12 protein-coding genes are annotated in these 11,844 nt (G+C 58.2%); 3 read left to right on the top strand and 9 right to left on the bottom strand.

The features are described 5' to 3' along the window. The 5 genes from VGP75_RS03105 to VGP75_RS03085 all read right to left on the bottom strand — a co-directional run. On the bottom strand, positions 1–1,352 hold a 1,352-nt coding region (locus VGP75_RS03105), incomplete at its 3' end, for an acetyl-CoA carboxylase biotin carboxylase subunit (RefSeq protein WP_327542258.1). A 97-nt stretch (positions 1,353–1,449) separates the two neighbouring features. Further along, positions 1,450–1,656 carry a hypothetical protein gene (locus tag VGP75_RS03100; protein WP_327542257.1) on the bottom strand — a complete coding sequence of 69 codons (207 nt, stop codon included), beginning with the start codon at positions 1,654–1,656 and terminating at the stop codon, positions 1,450–1,452. Between the two features lie 340 nt (positions 1,657–1,996). Then, positions 1,997–2,347: a hypothetical protein gene (locus VGP75_RS03095; protein WP_327542260.1), complete on the bottom strand. Its 351-nt coding sequence runs from the start codon at positions 2,345–2,347 to the stop codon at positions 1,997–1,999. Between the two features lie 86 nt (positions 2,348–2,433). Beyond that, entirely contained in the window at positions 2,434–2,574 is a 141-nt protein-coding gene (locus VGP75_RS03090) for a hypothetical protein (RefSeq protein WP_327542256.1), read from the bottom strand. A 330-nt stretch (positions 2,575–2,904) separates the two neighbouring features. Continuing rightward, positions 2,905–4,437: an acyl-CoA carboxylase subunit beta gene (locus VGP75_RS03085; protein ID WP_327542259.1), complete on the bottom strand. Its 1,533-nt coding sequence runs from the start codon at positions 4,435–4,437 to the stop codon at positions 2,905–2,907. Between the two features lie 187 nt (positions 4,438–4,624). Between VGP75_RS03085 and VGP75_RS03080 the strand changes: the two genes are divergently transcribed. Genes VGP75_RS03080 through VGP75_RS03070 form a run of 3 tightly spaced genes read left to right on the top strand, consistent with a single transcriptional unit; the run spans position 4,625 to position 7,786 of the window. Next, positions 4,625–5,836, top strand: a complete 1,212-nt coding sequence (locus VGP75_RS03080) for a multidrug effflux MFS transporter (RefSeq protein ID WP_327542255.1) — start codon at positions 4,625–4,627, stop codon at positions 5,834–5,836. 51 nt (positions 5,837–5,887) lie between these two features. Then, positions 5,888–7,288, top strand: coding sequence for a helix-turn-helix domain-containing protein (locus VGP75_RS03075; RefSeq protein WP_327542254.1), 1,401 nt, complete (start codon positions 5,888–5,890; stop codon positions 7,286–7,288). A 45-nt stretch (positions 7,289–7,333) separates the two neighbouring features. Then, positions 7,334–7,786 carry an SRPBCC family protein gene (locus VGP75_RS03070; protein ID WP_327542253.1) on the top strand — a complete coding sequence of 151 codons (453 nt, stop codon included), beginning with the start codon at positions 7,334–7,336 and terminating at the stop codon, positions 7,784–7,786. On the opposite strand, the gene VGP75_RS03065 is transcribed toward VGP75_RS03070, so the two are convergent. The 4 genes from VGP75_RS03065 to betC all read right to left on the bottom strand — a co-directional run. Continuing rightward, positions 7,787–8,026 (bottom strand): HP1242/YdcH family protein, encoded by a 240-nt coding sequence (locus VGP75_RS03065; protein WP_327542252.1) that lies wholly within the window; start codon positions 8,024–8,026, stop codon positions 7,787–7,789. A gap of 73 nt (positions 8,027–8,099) precedes the next feature. Beyond that, positions 8,100–8,744 (bottom strand): thermonuclease family protein, encoded by a 645-nt coding sequence (locus VGP75_RS03060; RefSeq protein ID WP_327542251.1) that lies wholly within the window; start codon positions 8,742–8,744, stop codon positions 8,100–8,102. An 84-nt stretch (positions 8,745–8,828) separates the two neighbouring features. Next, the gene (gene betA, locus VGP75_RS03055) at positions 8,829–10,487 is read right to left on the bottom strand and encodes a choline dehydrogenase (RefSeq protein WP_327542250.1); all 1,659 of its coding nucleotides are present in this window, start codon (positions 10,485–10,487) and stop codon (positions 8,829–8,831) included. A 137-nt stretch (positions 10,488–10,624) separates the two neighbouring features. Next, on the bottom strand, positions 10,625–11,844 hold a 1,220-nt coding region (betC, locus tag VGP75_RS03050; RefSeq protein WP_327542249.1), incomplete at its 5' end, for a choline-sulfatase.

Genomic DNA, 11,844 nt, shown 5'->3' with positions numbered 1-11,844 from the left:
GGGTATTCTTCCTCGATAAATGCGGTGGTCATCTCGCCGCTGATAAACTTGGGGTGGTCATAAACCGCCGCAAGGAACGGCAGGTTGTGTCCGATCCCTTCAAGCTCGAACCCGTCCAGCGCAAGCCGCATTTCCTCGATCGCGGAGGCGCGATCAGGCGCCCAGGTGCACAGCTTTGCGATCATCGGATCGTAATACATACTAATCTCGCCGCCCTCGAAAACGCCTGTGTCGTTGCGCACGGCGCGTGTTGGCGTCGCTTCTTCCGCTGGTGGTCGATAACGGCTCAGACGCCCGATGGATGGCAGGAACCCGCGATAAGGGTCTTCGGCGTAAAGGCGGCTTTCCATCGCCCAGCCGTTGATCTTCAGGTCCGACTGCTGGAACGGCAGCTTCTCACCCGCCGCGACGCGGATCATCTGTTCGACAAGATCAATGCCCGTAATCAGCTCGGTCACAGGGTGTTCCACCTGCAAACGGGTATTCATTTCGAGGAAGTAGAAATTGCGGTCGCCATCGACGATAAACTCAACCGTGCCCGCGCTGGTGTAGCCCACGGCCTGTGCCAGAGCGACGGATTGTTCACCCATCGCCTTGCGGGTTTCTTCATCAAGGAACGGGCTGGGCGCCTCTTCGATGACTTTCTGGTTGCGGCGCTGGATCGAACATTCGCGTTCGTGCAGATAGACCGCGTTGCCGTGACTGTCGCATAGCACCTGAATTTCGATGTGGCGGGGTTGGGTGACGAACTTTTCGATAAAGATACGGTCGTCGCCAAAGCTGTTGGCGGCTTCGTTCTTGGACGACTGGAATCCTTCGCGCGCCTCGGTGTCGTTCCACGCGATCCGCATGCCTTTACCACCGCCACCGGCAGAGGCTTTGATCATCACGGGATAGCCGACCTCATTGGAGATCTTCACGGCCTCTTCGGCATCCGCGATCAAACCCATATAACCCGGCACGGTCGAAACATTGGCCTCTTGTGCCAGCTTTTTTGAGGTAATCTTGTCGCCCATTGCCTCGATCGCGCCCTTGGGTGGGCCGATAAAGGCAACGCCTGCGGCCTCAAGCGCCTCGGCGAATTTAGAGTTCTCGGACAGAAAGCCGTAACCGGGATGCACGGCTTCGGCACCGGTCTGCTTGATCGCATCCATCACCTTGTCGATAACAATGTAGGACTGGTTTGCAGGGGACGGGCCAATGTGTACCGCCTCATCCGCCATTTTCACATGCAGTGCGTTGCGGTCCGCATCAGAATAGATCGCGACCGTCTTGATCCCCATCTTGCGGGCAGTCTTGATCACGCGGCAGGCGATTTCACCACGGTTGGCGATCAGAATTTTCTTGAACATTGTTTACGTCCCCAAAAACGAAAAAACCGCCACCGGGGTCACACCCCGACAACGGTTTCTTTTTATTGCACGCCCCAGACGGGCGCGGTGATTTACCTTAGCGGCAGGCGCGGACGCCTGCGTCGTCGCATAGTACGCCAACGGCTGCACCAGCGAGCATTGTTCCTGTACGGTCCGTGCCAAGCAATTCGGCAGCCACAAGACCACCTGCCGCGCCAGCGACACCGCGCTCAACGTCGTTATCGAGGCAACCTGCCAAACCAAATACTGCCACTGTCGCAAGGATGATTGATGTCTTTTGCATAATCTTAAGCCTATCATTGTTATGTCGACCGCCCCACAATTGGTGCAATCTGCGCGACGATGAATAGCGATTTCGCCGTGATATCCAATATCACGCCTGTTTTTTCGCGCCGGCAAGCGGATTTCCGTTATCGGCCTGCCTGGTGAGTAAGCAGGCCGATGAGGGGAAGGGTAACGGTATAGAGAGTTTGAAGCAGAACCCGCATCGGCTTGACCTGCTACAGCTTTGAACGTGCCGCAATATCCGGACCCTGAACAGTCATCTTGAAACACGGCACGAAATTGAGCGAATTCCCGCCTAGATTGTTTCGTTAACATTCTGTTCACGTTGCCAAAATTCATCATTCATCCCCGAAAATTTCAGGGAAATTCTGGCGCGCAACCTTGACGTCGATCTGCAACATCGCCTCATAGCTCGCGGGATCAAACGGGTCCTCGGCAGGGATAACTTCACGCCCGAAAAGCCAGCTCAGGCGGCCCGCATCAAGATTGCCGCGTACAAACGGTTCTTCGCCGAAATTTTCCCAAAGCGCCTGCATAAAACCGGCATCAGCGCGGCGGTCTGCCGGACGGCGGTCCGGATAGCGGATGCGTTCGCTTAACGCGGTCGCCCCGTCCTTGTTGGCGCGGCGCAGGGTGAACTGAAAGTCTGTCCCTTGCAAGCGCCCCGGAAACCCGCGGTGTTTATCCATGTACGGAAGATTAGCCATTGGCGCCTCCCTGCATCAGAGAGGTGGTTCGGATGGGCCCGCAGGCCCATCCAAGAAAGCGATTTTCGTTAAAAGAGCCCGTCGTAAGTGACGTACTGCTGTGCGGCCGCATCAGAAATGATCTGCTGCGGTGCGCGGTCATGGCTGCCTGAAACGGCAACCAGCGCCATGAGCGCTGCCACCGTGAAAGCCAGAAGTCCTTGTGCCATTGTTTTTGCCTGCCTCTATGCATGCAAGGCTTTTGGCGATCTGCGTCGCCTTGGCCCTGCGGACACGCGAGATGAGTCTCACGCACCCACACCTTAGGCAAAAATTCTTTTTTCTCAAAGACCTCCAAGGCGAACTGCAACTGCTGTTGCGGCAAAGTCTCAGAATTCCGGCAGCGCCCCGCTGACCTATCTAGATTTTGGGCGGACATTAAAAGTGGCTCCAAATATAGTAGCCGGACGCGGCAGGCGTCACAGCATGTGTCGGCAGTTCTTCGCCACAGACAGGAAACGGCGACAGGCCCTGCGCGGATTTATGATCACACAGGCACATCAAAGCGGAATATTGTCGTGCTTTTTCCAAGGTGTCTGAACCTTCTTGGTACGCAGTGAGGCAAAGGCACGGCAGATCCGCTTGCGCGTCGACTGCGGCATGATCACCTCGTCAATGACACCCTTTTCGGCGGCCACAAACGGATTGGCAAAACGGTTTTCGTAGTCCTGCGTGTGTTTGGCGAGTTTCTCGGGGTTGTTCAGGTCGGCGCGGTGGATAATCTCGGTCGCCCCCTTGGCACCCATCACGGCAATCTCGGATGTGGGCCAAGCGTAGTTGAAATCACCGCGCAGGTGCTTGGAAGACATCACCACATAGGCCCCGCCATAGGCTTTGCGCGTAATGACCGTGACCTTAGGCACCGTCGCCTCACCATAGGCAAACAAGAGCTTGGCGCCGTGTTTGATGACGCCTGCATATTCCTGACTGGTCCCGGGCAAAAATCCGGGCACATCGACGAGGGTCAGGATCGGAATGTCGAAGGCATCACAGAACCGGACAAAGCGCGCGGCCTTGCGCGAGGCGTCAATATCAAGACAGCCCGCAAGCACCATCGGCTGGTTGGCAACCACACCGACGGTTGATCCCTCAAGGCGAATAAATCCGGTCAGGATATTCTTGGCGAACTCTTCCTGAATTTCGTAAAAGTCGCCCTCATCTGCCAGCTTCGTGATCAACTCTTTCATGTCGTAGGGCATATTGGGGTTGTCGGGCACCAGCGTATCAAGACTTTCCTCGATGCGGTTCACATCGTCAAAGAAGGGCCGGACGGGCGGCTTGTCGCGGTTATGCAAAGGCAGGAAATCAATCAGACGGCGCACCTCGGCAATCGCCTCGACATCGTTTTCAAAGGCCGCATCGGCCACGGATGATTTCTTGGTATGGGTACTCGCCCCGCCCAGTTCTTCGGCTGTGACCTGTTCATTGGTCACGGTCTTGACCACATCAGGACCTGTGACAAACATGTAAGAGCTGTCTTTGACCATGAAGATAAAGTCGGTCATCGCAGGCGAATAAACCGCGCCACCGGCCGTTGGCCCCATGATCAGGCTGATCTGCGGGACAACGCCCGAAGCCGTGATATTGCGCTGAAAGACTTCTCCGTAGGCGGCAAGGCTGGCCACACCCTCTTGGATGCGTGCGCCGCCACTGTCGTTGATCCCGATGATCGGCGCGCCATTCTGGATTGCCATATCCATGATCTTGCAGATTTTCTGGCCATGCGTTTCAGATACAGACCCGCCCATGACGGTAAAGTCCTGACTGAACACATAGACCAACCGCCCGTTGATCGTACCCCAGCCTGTGACCACACCATCACCGGCAGGGCGCTCTTTTTCCATGCCGAAATCGGTGCAGCGGTGGGCCACGAACATATCAAACTCTTCGAACGAATCCGCATCCAAAAGCAGCTCGATCCGCTCGCGTGCGGTCAGTTTGCCTTTGCTGTGCTGTGCGGCAATCCGCTTTGCACCGCCGCCCATACGGGCCGCTTCGCGCCGCGTTTCAAGTTCCTGCAAAACATCCATCAGATCACACCTCCGCCAATTGTTCGGCCTGTATAGCCCGCGCACCCGCGCACGAGAAGCGACTTCAGGCATATTTGCAAATTACGCAGTTAGCTAAATGAATATTTTGCAAATCTGCTAATAAAAGAAATTCTGGTCGCTTATTCCCGCAGCGATGGACAAGCCCTGATCAGAGGCATAGATCAAAAGGATGGCTTCCTTACCGATGATCCGCTTTCTGGATCGCACTACACCACCGCATATCATCACACTTGTGTTGATTACCGGCATGTCCGCGCTGAATATGTCTATCTTCCTGCCGTCACTGGCAACGATGACGACCTATTTCGACACAGATTATGCCATCATGCAGATTTCCCTCTCGGGGTATCTCGCGGCAACGGCTATCTTGCAGGTCTTCGTCGGGCCGATCTCTGATCGCTTCGGGCGGCGGGTGATGGTGTTGGGGTCGCTGTTTATCTTCGTGCTGGCGACTATCGGAGCGCTGATGGCGACAACAGTCGAGACATTCCTGTTCTTTCGCATCATTCAGGCCGCAGTGGCCACCTGCATGGCGCTAGGCCGTGCGATCGTGCGCGATATCGTCCCGCAGGACCAAGCCGCATCGATGATCGGCTATGTCACGATGGGCATGGCGTTGGTGCCGATGCTGGGCCCGATGCTGGGTGGCGCGCTGGAACAGGCCTTCGACTGGCATGCCACATTCGTCTTTCTCGCTCTCGCAGGCATGGCAACATTCGCCCTGTGCTACTTCGATCTGGGTGAAACCGTTGCAGGCAAAGGCACAAGTTTCAGCGACCAGCTAGCCTCTTATCCCGAACTCCTGCGCTCACCACGGTTTTGGGGCTACGTGCTTTGCGCGGCCTTCGGCTCGGGCGCGTTTTTTGCCCTACTGGGCGGCGCATCCTTCGTCGCATCCGAGATTTTCGGTCTCTCGCCTGTCTGGAGCGGGATCGCCATCGGCGCACCCGCCCTTGGCTACGCCTTCGGCAATTTCCTGTCGGGGCGGTATTCAGTGCAGTTTGGCATCAACCGCATGGCCTTGATCGGTACGGCCATTACGATTGCAGGCCTTGGAACGTCAGCCCTGCTGACGCTGGCAGGCGTGATCCATCCGCTTAACTTCTTCGGTTTTTGCGTCTTCCTTGGCTTGGGCAACGGCATGACGCTGCCCAACGTCATGGCAGGATCAATCTCGGTGCGCCCGCATCTGGCAGGCACGGCAAGCGGGCTTGGCGGAGCCATCATGATTGGCGGCGGCGCTGCACTTTCGCAATTTGCAGGTGGCATCCTGACCGTGGAAAGCGGCACATTGCCTTTGCAATTGCTGATGCTCTTGGTGTCGGTGCTGGCAATGCTGTCGGTCCTTTTCGTGGTTTGGCGGGAACGGCGCATCGCTTGACGCGCTCTTTGCAGCGGCTAATGTGCGTTAGCAAATCTGCAAAGGTGCGACATGGCAGTTCAGAAACTCTATGCTGGTGCGAAACTGCGCGAACTGCGCGGCAGGCTGGCGCTGACGCAGAAGAGTTTTGCCGAAAAACTGGGCGTGTCGCTGCCCTATCTCAACCAGATGGAAAACAACAACAGGCCGGTCTCGACCGCCGTGGTGTTGGGGCTGGCGCAGGAATTCGGCTTTGACGTCACCGAATTGCAATCGGGTGACGAGGCCCGCCTTGTCAGCGATATGCGCGAGGCGCTGGCCGATCCGGTCTTTACAGGCCCTGCTCCTGCGCTCGCGGATATGCGCCTTGCTGCGGCCAACGCCCCTGCCCTTGCGCGCGCCTTTCTTGATCTGCATGCGGCCTACCGCCAGACCCATGAACGGCTGGCCTCACTGGACGAGGCTTTAGGCCGCGAAGACGCCCGCTTGCGCCCGAGCCCATGGGAAGAAGTGCGCGATTTCTTTCATTATTGTGACAACTATATCGACGCCGTCGACCGCGCCGCCGAACGGTTTGCCAGCCGCACAAACCCCGGCGAGGCAATGGCAGATGCCGCTGTGCGCATGCTGGGCAGTCACGGGATCACCACCGTGTTCAAGGATGTCGCCGACATGCGGCACTTTGATCCGGCAACCAAGACCCTGACGATTTCACAATATGCCAGTCACGCCACACAGACCTTTCAGCTTTTGCTGCAACTGGCGCTGATCGCGCAAGAACCCTTGCTGGAAGCCACCCTTGACCTTGCCCGTTTTCAGTCGGACGAGGCGCGCAGCATCGCCAAGGTGGGGCTGGCCAATTATTTCGCAGGGGCCGCGCTGATGCCCTATGGCGCATTCCTGTCCGCCGCCCAAACCACGCGGCACGACCTTGAGGTTCTTTCCGCGCGCTTTGGCGCATCCATCGAACAGGTCGCGCACCGGCTCTCCACGCTGCAACGCCCCGGCGCCAAAGGCATTCCGTTCTTCTTTGTCCGCGTCGATCAGGCGGGCACAATCACGAAACGGCACTCGGCCACGACCCTGCAATTTGCCCGCTATGGCGGGGCGTGTCCGCTGTGGAATGTGCATCAGGCGTTCGAACTGCCCGGACAATTCCTGCGCCAACTGGCCGAAACCCCCGATGGCGTGCGCTATTTCTGCCTTGCGCGGGATGTGAGCAAATCAGGCGGCGCCTATAATGTGCCGACCCGCCGCTATGCCATCGGGCTGGGCTGTGAGGTGAAACACGCGCCCGCTTTGGTCTATGCCGACCATATGGATCTGGGCGCAGCCGAAACCTACGCGCCGATCGGGATTTCCTGCCGGATTTGCGAGCGGCGGAACTGTCACCAACGCTCTGTCCCGCCGCTGGAACGGCAATTGCGCGTTGATCCCGACCGTCGCGGGATTTTACCCTATCAGCTTGACTAAACGACGCATTCCCGTTGCTATGATTACATTCAGGGAGGAACGCTCATGGAACTGAAAGGTTCAAAGGTCATTGCCGCCGATATTGCTACGGTGTGGACACATCTCAATTCACCCGAAACGCTCAAGGCCTGCATTCCGGGCTGTGAAGAGTTGACCGGCTCACCCGAAGAGGGCTTTGCCGCTGTCGTCAAACAAAAGGTCGGACCCGTCAAGGCGACATTCAAAGGCGAGGTGACACTGGAAAACGTGGTCCCCGGCAAGAGCTATACCATCACCGGCGAAGGCAAGGGCGGCGTCGCGGGCTTTGCCAAGGGCGGGGCCGATGTGGTGCTGACCGAAGTCGAGGGCGGCACCGAACTGACCTATGACGTCGAGGCGAAAGTAGGCGGCAAGCTGGCCCAGCTTGGCAGCCGGATTATCGGGGGATTCGCCCGCAAGATGGCGGACGAATTCTTTGAGCGTTTCCAGAACGTCGTCGAGGAGGGTGAAGCGGCCTGATCAGGCCGCCCGCAGCGCCGCCGCAACCTGATCTTTCAGTACCATGCGCTTTTTGCGCATCTCGCTCATGTGCAGGTCGTCCGTGGGTTCGACATCAGTCTCGGCCCGGTGGATTGCGCGGTTGAGCGCGTGGTATTCCTCATAGATTCTGGCGAAATGCGCGTCGTTTTCCTTGAGCGATTGCATTGCTGCGATCTGGTCTGGAAACTCTTCGATAAGTTCATGCGGGGTATGCGACATCACAGTGGTCCTTTGTTGATTGGTCACTGTGATCCTAGTGTCCCCAAGCACAGCTTTCATTGATCCGGATCAACTACCGGCGTGCCGCGCGCCAACCTGCGGCCTCAGCCTCGGCCCGCGTACAGAACCAGCGCTCGCCATTGGCCGGATTAATGCGGGTGCGGTCGTAATGTTCCTGTCCGGGCATGTGATAGATACGACCCGAGGACGAGATATTGCCTTTGATCGCGCAATTCCGGTTCGGCACCGGATCATCCGCGAATTGCGTGGCGCGAAAATCGGATGGCATCTGCACGTCCACGGCCCAAAGCCCGCGTTCAGCAATCGCGGCGGCCTTTTCTTCAAGGTCATAGGTTTCGGAATAGCGCCGGAATGCCCAGGCCATGCCGGAATAGACAATCAACTGGCCCATATCCTGCCCGTCAACGCTACACTGCGCCACAACCCGCCCGTAGCGGTCGATGTCGCGTTGTTGGCAGCGGGCGTAAGTGCCTTCAAAACGATTGCGCACGGCATCGCGGGTCCAGGCCCCGCAATCCCACTGCCGCCCGTCCGCCGCACAGGGTTGGCCCATTTCGGGCGCGTCTATCCCGAACAGCCGCACCCGCGTGCCGCCCACATCAATCGTGTCAGCATCAATCACGCGGACCGTGCCATTCGGCGCCGCAAGCGCAGGGGTAGCAAAGAGCGCCACAAGAAGGGTCAGAATGCGTAACATCCTCTGAGTTAGAGAAGTGTTAAGCCCTGCTTCAAGCCCGAATGGGTATAAAGGTTAAAAAAGTGTTAACATGTCACAGGTCGTTCACCGCTGCTGTGTTTCCCAATCAGGATGAATCCACGGCTGATCGTTTGAAGGCGCCAGAGGGTGCCGCTGCAGGATATGATCTGCCGCTTTCTCGCCAACCATAATCGAGGGACCGTTGGTGTTGCCGTTCGTCACACGCGGAAAGATCGAACTGTCCGCAACCCGCAGGCCCGCGACCCCGATAACACGGGTTTCAGGATCAACGACCGCCATTGGATCGTTTACATCGCCCATCTTGCAGGTGCCGCAGGGGTGATAGGCGCTTTCAGCATGTTCACGGATCACGGCATCGAGCGCGTCATCGGTTTGGGCCGCATCGCCCGGCTGGATTTCATGACCACGGAATTCATCAAAGGCAGGTTGCGCAAAGATTTCGCGGGTCAGCCGGATGCAGGTGCGGAAATCTTCCCAGTCCTGCGGATGGGACATGTAGTTGAATTCGATTTTCGGGTGATCATTCGGGTCGGCCGAGCGCAAGGTGACCTGCCCGCGCGACTGTGAGCGCATCGGGCCGACATGCGCCTGAAATCCATGGCCTTCCGGGGCAATCTTGCCGTCATAGCTGACAGCAATCGGCAGGAAATGGTATTGGATATCTGGGTATTTGACACCTGCTTTGGACCGGATAAAGCCTGCGCTCTCGAACTGGTTTGAGCTGCCAAGACCCGTTTTCCACAAAAGCCACTCCAGCCCGATCCTGGCTTTGCCACGGATGTTCCAGTGGGAAAACAGCGAGACCGGTTTTGTGGCAGCCTGCTGGATGTAAAGTTCCAGATGGTCCTGCAGGTTCTGGCCCACACCGGGGCGGTCGGCGACGACCTCAATCCCGTGTTCCGCCAGATGTGCGGCGGGGCCAATGCCCGAAAGCATCAAAAGCTTTGGTGAATTCAGGGAAGAGGCCGCGATGATGACCTCTTTGTTGGCTTTGATCACCTCGATCTTCTTGCCACGGCTGACTTCAACCCCCACGGCGCGACCGTTCTCGATCACGATGCGCCGCGCAAGGGCATGGGTGATGTTGCAGTTGGGGCGCTTGAGCGCAGGGCGCAGGTAGGCCGTTGCCGCCGACCAGCGTTTGCCCTTGTAGATTGTGGCGTCGAACGGTCCGAACCCTTCTTGCTGCGCGCCGTTATAGTCATCGGTGACAGGATAGCCCGCCAGGCGGCCCGCCTCGACAAAAGCGCGTGTGAGGGGGTTTTTGCGGGGGCCGCGCGTGACATGCAGCGGGCCATCCTTGCCGCGCCATGCCGGATCGCCGCCATGGCCACCATCGTGCCAATGCTCCATCCGTTTGAAGTAGGGCAGCACATCGGCATAGGACCAGCCGTGCGCACCGCTTTCCGCCCAATGGTCATAATCGCAGGCATGGCCGCGCACATAGATCATCCCGTTGATCGAGGAAGATCCGCCGATCACCTTGCCCCGTGGCGTGACCAACTGCCGCCCGCCCAAATGTGGTTCGGGCTCGGATTTCATACCCCAGTCATAGCGGGACATATTCATCGGATAGGACAAGGCGGCAGGCATCTGGATGAACGGCCCTGCATCGGAGCCGCCATATTCGATGATGAGGACCTGTTTGCCTGCCTCGGCAAGACGGTAGGCGATGGCGCAGCCAGCAGAACCTGCGCCGACGATAACATAATCAGCTTGCATCAGCGCGCTCCTTGCGCCTGACGGCGCGCGTCGCGTGGCGAAGAATGCGCGCAAGCGCGTGATGAGCGGGTGTTGGGAGAGTGGCGCATAGGGCAGAAGCCTCCGGCGGAAGTTTGAAGGGACATGGAAAGACGCGGTTATTCACCACGCGGGAAGCGCTGGTTCTCTTCGAGCACGTTGAGGTCCATATGATTGCGCATGTAGCGTTCGGAGGCCTTTTGCAGCGGCTGGTAGTCCCATGGGTAATAATTGCCGTTGCGCAATGCCTCATAAACGACCCAGCGGCAGGCCTGCGATTGGCGCACGGCGGCATCAAAGACGGAGAGGTCCCACCGCGTTTGGGATTTTGCACGCAACTGCGTCACGGTACCTTGATGGGCGGGGACTTCGGCAAGGTTCACCAGCTCTTGTGGGTCTGCTTCCAGATCAAAGAGTTGATCAGGGTCCAGCGCGCAGCGGGTGTATTTCCATTTGCCATAGCGCAGGCATACCAGCGGCGCCTCGCTGCCCTCGGCGGCGTATTCCATGGCGACAGGTGTCTCGCGGCTCCCGCCTTGGCCCAGCGGCACGAGGCTTTCGCCCGTGGTCCAAGGGGCGACTTCGGACATATCGACGCCTGCCAGTGCACACAGCGTCGGGGTCACGTCGATTGTGCTGACAGGGGTGGTGTTCAGGCCCGGTGCCATATCAGGGCTCGCGATCATCAAGGGTACCCGTGCAGACCCTTCAAAGAAGGACATTTTGAACCACAGACCCCGTTCGCCCAGCATATCGCCGTGATCCGACACAAAGATAATTGTCGCTTCCTGCCGCGTGTCCTGAAGCGTTTGCAGTATCTCACCGATCTTGTCGTCCAGATAAGAGATATTGGCGAAATAGGCGCGGCGCGCGCGCCTGATATCGTCATCCGTGATCTTGAAGTTGTCGCGGTCATTGGCATCAAGGATCCGCCGCGAATGCGCATCCTGATCGGCGTAGGGGATTGGTCCGACCTGTGGCATCAGTTGGGCGCAGTCTGCGTAAAGGTCCCAGTATTTCTTGCGCGCCACATAGGGATCGTGCGGGTGCGTAAAGCTGACGGTCAGGCACCATGGGCGTGCGTCATGCCCGCGTGACAGGTCATAAAGCTTGCGCGTGGCATTGTAGCAAACCTCGTCATCATACTCCATCTGGTTGGTGATCTCAGCCACACCCGCGCCGGTGACCGAACCCATGTTGTGATACCACCAGTCGATCCGCTCTCCGGGTTTGCGGTAGTCAGGGGTCCAACCGAAATCAGCGGGGTAGATGTCGGTGGTCAGACGTTCCTCGAACCCGTGCATCTGATCGGGGCCGACGAAATGCATCTTGCCCGACA

It is taken from the genome of Yoonia sp., assembly GCF_036007805.1.
Classification (GTDB): Bacteria; Pseudomonadota; Alphaproteobacteria; order Rhodobacterales; family Rhodobacteraceae; genus Yoonia.
This window is presented reverse-complemented; position numbering and strand designations above follow the sequence as displayed.